This is a genomic window from Pedobacter sp. Bi126 (assembly GCF_918698245.1).
Taxonomy (GTDB): domain Bacteria; phylum Bacteroidota; class Bacteroidia; order Sphingobacteriales; family Sphingobacteriaceae; genus Pedobacter.
Map to the genome: position 1 here is coordinate 307142 of NZ_CAKKMS010000002.1, position 14290 is coordinate 321431.

At 38.3% G+C, this 14290-nt stretch carries 10 protein-coding genes; 5 read left to right on the forward strand and 5 right to left on the reverse strand.

The features are described from left to right. The first annotated feature begins 12 nt into the window (after nt 1-12). Nucleotides 13-543: a metalloprotease family protein gene (locus LQ201_RS06495; protein WP_199564454.1), complete on the forward strand. Its 531-nt coding sequence runs from the start codon at nt 13-15 to the stop codon at nt 541-543. 334 nt (nt 544-877) lie between these two features. Continuing rightward, on the forward strand, nt 878-1378 hold the full coding sequence (locus tag LQ201_RS06500; RefSeq protein ID WP_230140334.1) for a very short patch repair endonuclease: 501 nt from the start codon (nt 878-880) through the stop codon (nt 1376-1378). Nucleotides 1379-1383: 5 nt separating this feature from the next. Here LQ201_RS06500 and LQ201_RS06505 read toward each other — a convergent pair whose 3' ends face one another. Then, nucleotides 1384-1734, reverse strand: coding sequence for a hypothetical protein (locus LQ201_RS06505; protein ID WP_230140336.1), 351 nt, complete (start codon nt 1732-1734; stop codon nt 1384-1386). Nucleotides 1735-1930: 196 nt separating this feature from the next. On the opposite strand from LQ201_RS06505, the gene LQ201_RS06510 reads away from it, so the two are divergent. Both LQ201_RS06510 and LQ201_RS06515 read left to right on the forward strand, forming a co-directional pair. After that, complete coding sequence (locus tag LQ201_RS06510; RefSeq protein ID WP_230140337.1) at nt 1931-3148, forward strand: sterol desaturase family protein; 1218 nt, start codon at nt 1931-1933, stop codon at nt 3146-3148. Continuing rightward, entirely contained in the window at nt 3138-3830 is a 693-nt protein-coding gene (locus tag LQ201_RS06515; protein ID WP_230140340.1) for a lysoplasmalogenase, read from the forward strand. The genes LQ201_RS06510 and LQ201_RS06515 overlap by 11 nt, the downstream gene beginning before the upstream one ends. A gap of 255 nt (nt 3831-4085) precedes the next feature. On the opposite strand, the gene pbpC is transcribed toward LQ201_RS06515, so the two are convergent. The 3 genes from pbpC to LQ201_RS06530 form a co-directional block, all read right to left on the reverse strand. Next, nucleotides 4086-6467: a penicillin-binding protein 1C gene (gene pbpC, locus LQ201_RS06520; protein WP_230140342.1), complete on the reverse strand. Its 2382-nt coding sequence runs from the start codon at nt 6465-6467 to the stop codon at nt 4086-4088. Nucleotides 6468-6681: 214 nt separating this feature from the next. Beyond that, entirely contained in the window at nt 6682-7230 is a 549-nt protein-coding gene (locus LQ201_RS06525; protein WP_230140343.1) for a transposase, read from the reverse strand. A 205-nt stretch (nt 7231-7435) separates the two neighbouring features. Continuing rightward, nucleotides 7436-13027 (reverse strand): alpha-2-macroglobulin, encoded by a 5592-nt coding sequence (locus LQ201_RS06530; protein ID WP_230140345.1) that lies wholly within the window; start codon nt 13025-13027, stop codon nt 7436-7438. A gap of 213 nt (nt 13028-13240) precedes the next feature. On the opposite strand from LQ201_RS06530, the gene LQ201_RS06535 reads away from it, so the two are divergent. Next, nucleotides 13241-13678 carry a nuclear transport factor 2 family protein gene (locus tag LQ201_RS06535; RefSeq protein WP_230140349.1) on the forward strand — a complete coding sequence of 146 codons (438 nt, stop codon included), beginning with the start codon at nt 13241-13243 and terminating at the stop codon, nt 13676-13678. A gap of 122 nt (nt 13679-13800) precedes the next feature. On the opposite strand, the gene LQ201_RS06540 is transcribed toward LQ201_RS06535, so the two are convergent. Beyond that, the gene (locus LQ201_RS06540; RefSeq protein ID WP_029274671.1) at nt 13801-14205 is read right to left on the reverse strand and encodes a hypothetical protein; all 405 of its coding nucleotides are present in this window, start codon (nt 14203-14205) and stop codon (nt 13801-13803) included. Nucleotides 14206-14290: the final 85 nt, after the last annotated feature.

A 14290-nucleotide genomic window follows, 5' to 3' on the forward strand; every position in this document is an offset into this window, starting at 1 on the left:
AAAAATCAAATTATGTTTATTCCAGGTATTTTTATCAGTATAGCTACTTTTCCAGGTGTAATTGTTCATGAGCTTGCCCATCAGTTATTTTGCAGGTTATTTAAAGTTCCGGTTTTTGAAGTTTGTTATTTCAGGGTGGAAAATCCCGTTGGCTATGTGCTTCATGAACCTGCACCAAAGGTTTATCAAACAGTATTTATTTCTGTAGGTCCATTTATTATTAATACATTATTGTGCTTTATCATCGGCTTTTCTGCTTCATTACAGTTTAAATTCGATTCGGCCAATATTTTAGATTATCTATTGATGTATCTGGCCATTTCGATCGGGGCCCATGCTTTTCCAAGCACAGGTGATGCAAGCACCCTATGGAATGCTGTTGTGAAATCTGAAACAAGTTCGTGGTTATCTAAAGCTGTTGTAACGCCAATTGTTGGTTTTATTTATGCAGGAGCATTGGGGTCATTCTTTTGGCTCGATATTATTTATGGCGGTGCTGTAGCTTTAGGCTTGCCTTATTTAATCATTAAGTTTTTAGTATAAGAAAAGCTACAAGACCAAAAATATTCATCAAGGAAATAAAACGATTCATCAAGGAAATACGCCTATCTGTATAATCCGCTATGATATGTTGAAATGATTTTCAATCTTCGAATCAGATAATAAGGATATCTATGCTTACGAGGTTGGCAGGATTAATTTCCTGCCGACTGAAGGAGCACACCGTTCGACAATTTACTCATAAATTATACGTTTTGTATTAACGCTCCAGCCGAAGCCCCCTCCTTTAAATGAGGAGGTGCTTAGGTTGATCAATATCGCCCCTTTCTGTCGCCAATTTTTTAAACAATTTATAGCTATTAATGGTTTCTTTGTTATGGAGCCTAAGCCATATAAAGATGAGGATATTAAAGTCCCCCGCTTTGAAGAAAGTGCCGGTTTTTATACCACTGTACAGCGGAGTAAAAATATGTCTAAAATTAGGGCAAAAAATAGCCTGGCCGAGTTGAAACTACGCAAGGCGCTTTGGGGCAAACATGTTAGGTTTAGAATCCATCCTAAAAATTTTCCTGGCAAACCCGATCTGGTTATCAATAAGTACAGGCTCGCCATATTTGTAGATGGCGATTTTTGGCATGGTTACAAATGGGATGAAAAGAAATCAGCTTTAAAAACAAATTCGGGTTTTTGGATTCCGAAGATTGAACGAAATATGCAGCGCGATAAACATATTAACCAACAGCTGCATGCTAAAGGCTATACCGTAATGCGCTTTTGGGAACACGAGGTACAAGAAAGTTTAACAGCTTGTGTTAATCAGGTTTTACTTTATATCGAGGCGGCTAAAGCGGCAATAATACCGCAGTTTGATGATTAGGCTGTTTATTTTACGGTAATCTGCTTCGGATCGGTAACTAAAATCTGTTTTTTGCCCTTATATTCAGATATAATTCCGGTAACACAGATTTTATTTCCCATAAACATACTCGAAGGTTCTGAAGGGAATTTACGCTCATCTTCTTTATTGATGACTACGGTGATCAGCTCTTTTGGATAGGCACCGCCTAAATTAATTAAAATTAATTTGTCTAAAGCTTTTGCACTATATACCGAATCGCAAATGGTTACATTTTTACCGATATGTTGAGCGGCATCTTTGGCTAATACTAGCGTTTGGCTCTTTGTATAAAATGCCGAAGCAATGAGCAACAACAGGAGAGATAATTTTTTCATAGATGGGATGATTTAAATGAAAAGTTAATAACGCCAAAAGCATTAGTTTAGCCTTTCAAAGGTAAGCTGAATTTCATAAAAATCAATAAATAAGATCAAACAAGCACAAATATTACATGAATTAGATTTTATGTTGAGCCAAAAAATTTCTAAATTGTAGAGTAATATTGCTGGCCAAATATTTCTTCCCATTTATATGAAAGTAGATTACATTGCGTTATCTGTACCCGTGTTTTTTATTCTGATCGGAATAGAATTGGCTTATAATTTTTATAAAAAACTAAATTATTATCGGCTTAATGATAGTATTGCCAATTTAAGTCAGGGTATAGGGCAGCAGCTCACCGGGATATTTATGAAAACCGCATTGTTTTTTGGTTACAAGTATATTTTCGAGCACTGGCGTTTATTTGAATTGCCTAAAACAATATGGGTTTGGATACTGCTATTTATTGGTGTCGATTTTTTCTATTATTGGTTTCATCGGATGAGCCATGAGGTAAATGCTTTATGGGCCGCACATATTGTACATCACCAATCAGAAGAATATAATTTAACCGTGGCTTTGCGGCAAAGCTGGTTTCAGGGCTGGTTTAGCTGGGTATTTTATCTTCCATTGGCATTTGTTGGTTTTGATCCGATTATGTTTTTAACATTAAGTTCTTTCAATACTTTGTATCAGTTTTGGATTCACACCAGAGCCATAAAAAGCATGGGCTTTTTAGAGTATATTTTAAATACGCCTTCACATCATCGGGTACATCATGGCTCTAATCCAAAATATATTGATAAAAACCACGCAGGTACATTGATTATCTGGGACCGCTTTTTTGGTACTTTTCAGAAAGAAGAAGAAGAGGTTTATTATGGTATCACCAAACCTTTGGCCAGCTGGAATCCCGTTTGGGCTAATCTTCATTATTGGGATGACCTGGTTAAAACAGCAAAGCAATCACCTAAATTCAGCGATAAAATTAAAGTTTTTCTAAAACCACCTGGCTGGTTTCCAGCACACTTGGGCGGATTTCAATATGCGCCGGAAATAAATGTAGAAACCTATAAAAAGTATAATCCAGCATATCAGTCAAAGTTAACGGGTTACGTGCTAATCCAGTTTTTAATTGCTTTAACTGCCGGTTCTGCAATACTATTTTCCTATCATAAAATGGAAACCATTGTTTTAGTATCAGGAGCTATTTTTACCATATCCACATTAATTACCTGTGGTGCATTATTAGAACAAAAGGCATGGCAAATTAAGTTCGAGTATTTTAGGCTGCTGTTTGGTGTTTTGCTGGTTTTATTTTTGAAATTTCCGGTCGGATATCAAGTAATTTTTGTGGCTATCCAGTTAATATCCGTAATTTGGTTTTTTAATTTGCAAAAGGCAAATCCCAACCCTGATGAAGACTAAGCTATTTTCATTTATATTTTTCCTTGTATTTGTAATTCAGCTATATGCCGAATATGCCAATAATATTGAGCTCCGAAATTTCTCTAAGCCATTAATTGTGGTGGTACTTTTGATATGGCTTTATCTGAGCACAAACTTGAAAGGGCGTTTCCATAAGAGAATCTTCATCGGATTAATTTTTGCCTGGGCTGGTGATATTTTGCTGATGTTTCAAAGCGGTAAACCAAGTTTTTTTATCTTTGGGTTAATCGCCTTTGTAGCCTGCCATATTTTTTACATCAGGGCATTTACACTCGATCATAGATCGAATCCCAACCACAAAACGCCTTATTTTTTGTGGGCTGTAGGCGCATTTGCTATTTTTTGTTCGGGCTTGTTTTTCTACCTGCAGCCAAAACTAGGCGCAATGCAGTTCCCCGTTTTAATGTATGCCATTATTATCACGGTTATGGCTATTATGGCCGTTAACCGGTATGGGAAAGTGAATATTTTCAGCTTTAAACTCATTTTATATGGTGCGCTGTTTTTCTTATTGTCAGACAGTGTACTGGCCGTAAATAAATTCGCTCAGCCCATTCCACAAAGTGGGGCATTAATTATGGCAACCTACATGATTGCGCAGTATCTGATTGTTTATGGAACAATTTCGCGGCAGCTAGTGGTTACAAGAACCGAAGTATAATAGATTTACGTAAGCCATTTAATCTTTGAAGTTTTAGAAAAGTAGGTTTCTCTAGTAATCGGTTGCAGCAGCCCTGCTCTCGTTCTAATCTTTTTAATGCTGTGCTAAAAGTTAAGTTACTGGAAATTAAAAGATTTCCATTTGATCAGGTTTATAGAACTTTACAATATTGAAACATGCAAAATATAAAACGGTGTTAGTGGTTGACCCCTAAACCCTAAACCCTAAACCCTAAACCCTAAACCCTAAACCTTGCTACCTTCCACCTTTCTTGTCTTTGTCTAAAACCGTAAAAGTTTGCACCAGCCTTTCTCCATTTTCATCAACCAGGGTTAAAGTATGTCTACCAGGCGGTGGACTAATGGCCAATTGATGAAAATTAGTAGTGGTGCTAACATATTCATTATCAATATGCCAATATATTTTAGAGCCTGAATTTCTGTGAGCTGCATTAATCACAATTTTGCCTCTTGTTCCATCTAGCTCTAAAGGAATGTAAACTATTGCATTGTTTTTCGGGTAAATTACCTCCATTACGTTATTTCCACCTGAAAGGTCGCAACCATCTTTAAAAGGAGGGAGGGATTTATAGTCGCTATTCTTTATTTTGTAATAATACTCCATTGCTGGCGGTAAAATAAACCAGCTTTTGTGCTGCATATGGGTAATGCTTTCACATTGGTCGGTAACCCTAAATGTGCCTGTTCTGTCCAAATGAACCAATTTGTGGAAAGGACAAACGACAGTTTTCTCTCCTGCAACCGGCACTAATTCTTCTGTTACATTTGTACAGTACTCTCCGGCTTTATAACCGCTCTGCTTGCATATTTTTATCTTTTTAAGTTTGGTGGCCGGTGTTTCGAACCATTTTCCATTAGGCAGTAACCTAAAAATGTCAAATAGGACTGGAGCAGCTGTTTCAATTCCTACCAGGCCTGGTCTTCCTTCTCCATCGGCATTGCCCACCCAAACACAAACCACATAATTTGGTGTTAAACCAACAGCCCAGGCATCGCGAAAACCGAAACTCGTTCCAGTTTTCCAGGCGACTCTTTGCGATGAGGAAAACTGCTCCCATAAACCTTCATCACCTGGTCGCATTACCTCTTCCATTGCATTAAAAGTAGCCCAGATCGAGCCGTGGTCTAAAAAGGAGGTGCGCTGATAATCTTTTTCATCTTTATTTTCGTTATTGAAATAGCTTGCAGGTTTATAATCTTCAGGGTTATACAAACCTTTATAGGTATTAAAATGGTTTAGGGTACGTACCATGCCCATGTAGGTGTTGGCCAAATCCCACATCGTAACTTCGCTGCCGCCTAAAATTAACGACAAACCATAATGATCTGCTGGTTGGTTAAGTGTTCCAATTCCAAGTTTTTTTAGTTTATCGTAAAAACGTTCGTATTTATATTGTTGCAGCATTTTCACTGCAGGGATGTTTAAGGAGCGGCTCAGCGCTTTATCTGCAGCAATGGCACCATCATAGCCCAGATCATAATTTTGTGGTGAATAGCCCGCTATTTGAGTTGGAATATCGGGGACTAAGGTATGCGGCAATATAAAGCCATCATTCATCATACTGGCATAAAGCAAAGGTTTTAAGGTACTGCCAGGACTTCGCGGTGCTTTAATCATATCCACGTGGCTTTGCAGGTCGGCATTTTCTGGCTGATAAATATTACCCACATAACTTACTACCTGACCGGTTTTGGCATTGAGTACCAGCGCAGAAATATTATTGATGTCGTTTGCCCGGTAACGGTTATTGTACCGTTTTAATATGGCGTTAACCTTTAGCTGGATATTTTCATCCAGCGTAGAGGTAATTCTGGTAGAGGAAATTTTAAGACTTGCTCGTTCTATTTTAAAACGGTTCAACAGATGCGGCGCATTTTGGGGTAGAGGCATAGGCTTACCTGGAACGGGCTCTAGCTTAGCTAAATTAGCCGTTGCCTGATCGATGTATTTTAGTTTAGCCAGCTTATCTAATAAATCGTTTCTTTTTTTAATTAATCTCGCCGAGTTTTTACCCGGATGAACCAAAGAAGGACTATTGGGCAATACAGCCAATGTTGCCATTTCTCCCCATGAAAGGGTTTTGGCATTGCGACCATAATAGCGCCAACTTGCCGCTTCTAAACCTACTACATTACTGCCGAATGGCGCATTGGCAGCGTATAGGCCTATAATTTCCTCTTTTGAATATTTTATTTCTAAGCGAAAAGCTAAAATTACTTCCAATAATTTCTGCCAAATCGTTCGGTCTTGTTTTCGCGATAAACGAATTACCTGCATGCTTAATGTACTACCGCCACTAACCACACTTTTAGCCTTCCAATTCTGACGCATGGCCCTGCTCATGGCCAAAAAATCAATGCCAAAGTGATTATAAAACCGCTTATCTTCGAAAGCAATGATGCAATCTTTAAATTTTACGGGAACACTATCTGCAACAGGGAACCGCCATTGTCCATCGCTGGCAATTGCTGCACTTAATAAATTGCCATTGCTGGCCTCAATTACAAACGATGTAGGCGTTTTAAACAGTTTTGAGGGTAACGAAAAGAAAAAAGCCAAAAACAGTGCAAAGCAAATAACATCGGAAATGAGGAAAGCTTTTGGGATTTTGTTCATTTAATTTTTAAGAATAAATTTCGGTCCGTGGAGACACGGACCGAGGCTCGTTTTTAGCATTTGTGCGTCATGGTTCGTGTCTCCACAGACCAATTCGGGAGTAAAATTTACACTCGTAATTTAAACGAGTGTAAAATGTATTTAATTTTACTCTTGTTTTAGTCTTCATACGCCTTGGTTCGTGTCACCACGAACCAATCGATTAAGCATTTTGTTAAAATTCTAATCTCAAATCTTTTAAGAATGAATAATTAATTTCATTGTTCTCGTAAAAAGAAGCTGATGAGTATAAATAATCTTGAGGTTCTTTGACTAATTGCCAGTGCTCTGTACAGGGATTGTTGTGTAAATAATCTAGTTTTTGATAAGCAACTTCTGGAGAATATAGATGTATTGCCACTGGGTCTCTCTGCCAAAATTCATGATTTTTATTAACCGCATTTGTATAATAATTCATCAGCTCATTTCGATTTAATAATTTTTTGAACTCATGCGCTGTATATTTTAAAAATGAGCCTTGTGCTGTTTCTTTTCCATTTAATTCTTTTATTCGCCAAATTGTGTGAATATGATTAGGCATAATTACAAACGCAAAAACATCGATCTTCTTTAACCTGTTTAGATATTCAAATGAATCTAATATTACTTCTTTAAATTCTGCCTTTTGTAAAAGTTTTTGCCAATTGTTTATGGTTGCCGTCCAAAAATAAATTTGACCTATTTCAATATAATTCTTTCTTTTTTTTTGAAATAAATTATCCATTCTAGTTTAAATTTCGGTCCGTGAGGACACGGACCGAGGCTTCGATTTTATTTTACGCCGTGGTTCTCGTCTTCTTTTTTTAGATCCTAGTGCGATGCTATGACCAGTATTTTATTGTTTAAATTTCGGTCCGTGGAAGACACGGACCGAAGCTTCGATTTTTATTTTACGCCGTGGTTCGTGTCTCCACGAAACACTGAATGTTTTACTTCACCACCTGCACCCACTTGCCCGCCTCAGTAGTCGAAATATCATTATTGTACATTGCTTCACATTGAACGGCTGATAAGTAATATTTACCTAGATAAGAGGCATTAAGTAATACCTTGTAAACTAAACTTTCGCCTTCCCTTACATTAAAATAGGTGAAAACACGGTCATCTCTGATATCCTGATAAGTAAAAGGAGATGAGGCTAAAATGCTCTGATTATCGTTAACGCGGGTATTGATAATTTCCCAACCTGAAGGGAAAATTTGTGTTAGCGCCATTTGTTCATAATATCCCATTCTGCCTGGATTTTTTACGGTTACCTCCGCATAAAAATCTGTTCCCTGTTTTAAGGTAGTCGGATCCAGTACTTTACCATTTAAACGTTTATAGGTCACGTTCATATCCAATACCTCTGGTCGGTTTGGCAAGAAATTGTTCTGACCAGCAATTGGTTGTCCTTCTAAAACCAAACGGACAAACAATACATTATTGCCATTATTGGTAATAGAAGCCGTATTTCCTTTAAAGGTTACAGGCGTACTGTTAATGTATTGATTTGAACTTACGCGGGCCGATTTTCCGTCTAGTACATACTGATATTGCAGTTTATTCGCCGATTGATTTGAGCCACAGAATTTGGCAATAGCCAACAAACTATAAGCGGTTGTTTGTGTGCTGTACCAGGTGTTTTCGCCAAGTTTAGCAGCTAAAGGTTGTAGCAAACTCGCAGCCTTTGCTTTCTGACCGAGTAGGGTTAGGGTTTCTAAAATCATGGCCTCATCGCGTACGTCAGAGCCATAAGTTCCACCCAATTGTTTGTAAGCCTGAATAGATGTATCTAAACCTCTGATCATATTTTGAGCAACATCATTTTGTCCGGCCAGTTTATAAGCAGCTGCCAATCGCCATTTTGCAGCGATTGATAAATATTCAAAGGCTTTTAAACGGTTCATTGCTGCCATTTCAGGTTTTTTAGCTAAGGCAAGCATATACAAACGGTAGGCCTGAGACAAATCTCCTCCATAAAAATTATTACTGTTTGGCGCCCAGTTTGCCGCTTTTGATTTTTGAAAACGTAACAGTTCATCCAAAAGGCCAACAGGAAGGGTATAACCAGCATTTTGTGCTTCAACTAGGAAGTGTCCGGCATAATTGCTTCCCCATTCGTCAGAAGTACCTTCGCCAGGCCAGTACGACAATCCGCCATCTGTAGTTTGGAAACCTTTTAACCTGTTTATACCGGCTTTAATGTTTTTCTCTGTCGTGGCTTTTTGTTGTTCATTCAACGGACTCAATCTATCCAAAAAGAGTTGCGGAAATATACCCGAAGTAGTTTGCTCAATACAGCCATGCGGATATTGGATAAGGTAACTCAATCTTTTACCAAGGTTGATCGCAGGGATAGAAGAAACTTCCAGTGAACCAGAGTTTGTACCCGTCATACCAATTGGTAAATAGTTTACCGCCCATTTGGTATGCGGCTGAACCGTTGCAGACACCACATTGGTTACATATGGGTTTGGATTTCTGATATCCATTTCCACATCGTAAACTGTTTTTTCAGCTCCACTTTGTGCAATCACTTTTACTTTGGCAATGCCTACTGTGTTGGGCGCTTTTACCTCGAAATAGGTCATCTGCTCACCTGTTTGTTTGTAGTAAAGCTGCTGTTTGTTACTTCCCTGAACAATTAAATTATTTGCCTGGAGTTGTACTGATACATTTTTAAGGTTGTTCTCTGTAGTAAAAACGGTTACTGGTAAGGTGAAACTTTCTCCAGGACCGATAACTCTTGGCAAAGTAGCCAAAACCATTAACGGCTTTTTAACCTGAACTGATTTTTCGGTAAAACCATATGCAGCATCCTGTCCGGCAACTACCATAGCTCTTACCGCACCAATATATTGAGGCAATTTAAATTTGTGTGTTTTACTTTCGCTTTTGCCAACAGTAAATGGCCCCATAAATTTAACCACTGCTTTAAAACGGTTGGCTTTTGCTGGATTCAGGTTTTTGTTGATGCTACCATCACCACCAATGCTTAAAATGCGTTCTAAATTCCCTCCCCATGCGCCTAACACATAGTCGAATAAATCCCAGGTTTTTACGCCTAAACCTTCGCGGGCATAAAATGCACCATGTGGATCAGGTGTTTTAAAACGTGTTAAATCTAATAAACCTTCATCTACGAGGGCAATGGTATAGGTCATTGCTTTGCCGTTCTGCTCAGCAACAGTAATGGTGTTTTCGGTTTCAGGCTTGATTTTATCCAACATTTTTATGGTTGGTTTTAGGATGGTTTGCGGATCTTCAACTGAAAGCGGAATAGCACCATACATTCTAATTGGTAAATCGTTAACCGTTTGTGCATGCGGTTGCAATAAAGTAATATTGGCAAAAACATTGGGTGCCATTTCTTTCTCTGCTTTGAACTTAAATTGCGTTTGTCCGGCTTTGGTATCTACCCAAAAGGTTTTTAATACCCGGCTTCCATTTTCTATAGAAATTAATGCTCTTCCGTTTTTACCAGTTGGGATGGTTAAGGTAATATCCTCTCCAACAGTAAATTTTTCCTTATTGGCAGTAAAAGATAACATAGACGCTTCAGTTGGGTTGCTGCCCTGCTCGCGCTGTGCCCAGCCCGGCCAATCTACATAAACAGATTTTCCGGTAACATGTCCACCATTGGCATCACGCACCAAAATTAAATAACGGCCCCATTCTGGTTCATCAACACGTAAATTCCAGCTCCCCTTTCCGTTAGATAAGTTTACCTGATGACTTTCTACCAGTTTATTATACTGGTTTTGGGTAAAGTTGGCGTAGGTATATTGATCGTCCTGTTCCCACCACCAACGCCATTGTGTTTTATATAATTCTACCTGAACGGTTTTGGTACCGCTCAACAGTTTTCCATCGGTATTTACATTTACAATTTCTATTTTATGGTCTTTTCCGGTAACCAACATGCCACTCAAACGGTCGCCTTTTTCTGGTCGGATACCCAAATAACTGCTATATACATGATAAGGAATGCTGAAATTATCAATGCTGAAATTACCTCCTGGTTCGAAAACTTTGGTTGTAAAGTTTGCCCTTAACACGCCAGGAGCGGTATTGTTCTCATTGAGGTTGGTGTTAATCTGAGCTGTACCATTCTGGTTTAAAGTGCCTTCGAAAATAGTTTTAACCTGCGATTCGAAGTTAACCGTTGGGTTATCGAAACTAAAACCCTCAAAACCTTTAAATTTAGTCTCTGTAGTGTTTAAGTTTACATCAACCTTCGCTTTTAAGTTTTGCGCAACAGCACCGAATAGCCATTTGGCCGATAGGGTAGCGGCTGAGGTTCCTGAGCTCAAATATGTTCTGTTGCCAACGTTGAAATCAATCTTCAAACGGTTTGGCATTACGGTTTCGATTTTTAGGGTTTTGGTAAATGTAGCTCCACCTGCTTTAACTTTCGCCATCCAGTTACCAGTTGGCGCTGTGCTTTCAGTAGCGGTTTTAAAGGTGTAGAATCCATTTAAAGGTTTGCCATTGATCAATCTTCTGTATAGCTGACCTTTCGGGTTATAGAACTCCATGGTTACCGGATAATTGGCTGGCAGTTTTTTTAGTTTGTCTTCCAACACGAAAGAAACAAATAAACTGTCACCTGGCCGCCATACGCCGCGCTCGCCGTAAATAAAGCCTTTTAAGCCACTTTGAACTACATCGCCACCTACATCAAAGCGGCTTAACGGAAGTGAGCTTCCGTCGTCTAATTTAAGGTAGCCGCGTTCTGAACCATTTTTAGCGATCAATAAGAAAGGCTGACGTTTTAGGTCAAAACTTGCAAAGCCATCACCATCTGTTTTAGTAGTGAATATGATCTGTTTCTGGTAATCCATCAACTCCAGGTTTACACCACTTAATGGTTTTGCTGTCAATAAATCTGTTGCAACAATAAGCATACTGTTATCGTTACCCCGTTTGGCCACCAAACCAATATTTGAGGCAATTAAGTTTCTGCTGGCCCAGCGCTGGTTAGTGTAAAACGATGGCGTACATGGATTGTCTTTATCATTCCACCTGTAATTTGGCGGGTAATAGTTATTGTAACGCTGCCAAAAGTCATCGTCTTCGTCAATTTTTTCACCATAACCTTCATAATCTCCATATTCGGCTTCTTCATCACCACCATCGGCTTTTTCTTCCCCGGTTTTACAATTGTAAGCATTGTATTCCTGTCTGAAAGCAATGGTAACCCTGTACATGGCACCAGGCTCAGTACGGATCATTTTGTCAAGATCAAGGGTGAAACGGTTCTTTTTATGGAGGTTAAGTGCCTTATCTTCATCTAATCGCACGGTTTTTTGCAGAATAGGTTTTGCTACCCTACGCAACTCGTTACCATCTTTATAACTATTCGTTTGAAAAAACTGTGGTATATTGTTTTCGTAAATTTTGATCACGGTAACATCAACCGCCTTTAAATTAATCGCTTCGAAAGGTAAAACCAGCTTTCCGGAGTTAGGTAAAATGGTACCATTGCCTGCAATGGTAACGGCCGGTAATTTATCCTCGAAAACAAGATTGGCTACTTTACCGTTTGGAAGTGTTTTCGCATTGATGTTTTCTACTCCTGCATTCACACTTAAAGTATAATTGCCTTTAAGTTCTTCGCCAGCATAAACCTTAACCTGACTGGCATCAATGGTATACCTTAAATCGCTCAGATTGCCAAGCGTAATCATACCTGTTAAATCCTGTCCTACACCAATCGGTTCAGAAAATTGCACCAATGCATAATCTTCTTCGCCCTGGATGGCTTTCATATCCAAAATTTCGAACTTGTTTACTGCCGGAACACGGATTTCTACTTCTCCTTTTTGTTCCGCGTCGATGGCATCGCCATCCCAGTCTATTTTTAATGTTTGATCGTTTCCAGTCTTTTTTATACTATCGATAGTGAATTTTGAAGTGTTTTTTGCCGGATCGTGCTGCCATTTGATTTTTAGCTTTTGGTCAAAATCCAATGAAATCGTTTTCTCTATTTTATTGGTTTCTTCTACGTCAGCAGTAGCCACTTCACCGGTTAATTTCATGTAATCCATCGCAGTATTGTTCTGCGAAACCAATCCGTTTTGAGAAAGCATCATCCCTGGGGTAATTACTTTAAACTCAAAGTCGAAATCTTCAAGGCCTTTTTCTGTAGCAGAAACTTCCGAAAGTTTGAATGTAGCTTCGTAGTTTTTGCCAGGTTTGAGGTTTTCATCAGGTCTAAATTCAACCGTCTGCGGATCTATCCAATAGGTTTTGCCCGAGATAGAAGGGGAGAAGTCGAACAGTTCGCGTGAATCTGCTTTGCCCAGATCCTGCATCCCTGTTGCCGCATTGGCTAAATGAACTCTGATAAAACTTTTTTTGGAAATGGTTCCAGAAGTATAGGCTTCGATATATTTTGCATAAGCCTGATTTTCTTCATGATTTTTTTTCTTTCTGTTGAAATAGATAAATACAATTGCCGCTATAGAAACAGCAAGCAATCCGATGAAGATAAATTTCTTTTTAGAGGAAGATTGGTAGGTAGATGGTTGTTCCATGTTTGAAATTCGTTAAGATAAATGGAAATATAATGGTGCGGTAAAAGCAATAGATGTGCCGCAATTTATCCTTTGCGTCCGAAACCCTATATTCCATCCGAAAATAAACTAAAATTCACGTTAAAATAAATTATGTTGAAAATTAACACTTAGGGTTTGTTCCTTTGCATGGTTTTGGATAAGTTTACAACATTAACCCCAATACAACCAGATATGATAAAGAAACTCTTGATTTTTTCAAGCCTGTTAATTACAGCAAATTTTTGTTTTGCACAAAAGACAAATGCAGAAAAAGAAGTTAATGAAGCTGTAAACAAACTTATTGGTCTAATGATTAATCCTGATAGCTTAGGCTTAGACAAGTTGTTACTTAATAATTTAAGTTATGGTCACTCAAGTGGAAAAGTGCAAACTAAACAAGAGTTTATGCATTCATTATTATCAGGCGAATCAGATTTTTTAGATGATATTATTCTGGGTGATCCAAAAACAATTATTCAAGGGAATACTGCTCTAGTGAGACATAAACTAATGGCCCAAACAAATGATAAGGGTGTAAAGGGAAGTGTAAATTTATATATTCTTTTAATCTGGAGTAAAGAAAAGTCGGGCTGGAAATTAATTGGAAGACAGGCTGTTAAGGTGCCTTAGGTTAGTTTGGAGTTTACAGTTTGGAGTTTTCAGTTTTGGATGCAGAACTGGCGATAAGTACTAAGTTAAATACTTAAAACCTATAAAGAGTGACTCCAAACTCACCACCCTAAACTCCCAACTTACTTAATCATCACTCCAGGTCTGTTTACCAGCGGAATCTTGATCATATTGGAATCGATGATGCTTTCGGGCAAGAAAATGAATTTCTTATCATAAATAGTACTACCAATATAATAGCTTAGCCAATATTCGTTAGTTAAGCCGAAAACTTCGGGATCTATGGCTTCCACTCCTGCAAAAGAATTTGCTTCCATGTCGCCTACAAAATGCCTTAAAACAGAAGTTTTTACCTGTTTGCCGTCTTTTTCTCCATAACCTTTAGAGCTGATTAAAACATTGGTTATCGGTTCGTTTTTTAAATTAACGAGATAAACCGTCCAGCTTTTTACTTCAGGTGTTTCGCCCATCAATACAACGGCCATTGCGATATCTTCAACTGTATTTTCTGGTAAATCTGCTTTCAACTGGGTTAACTGTTTAAACTGCTTAATCGGTTAATTGTATAATTTATTTTAGGATGATAGAATCCTACCATCCTAAAATCATTTA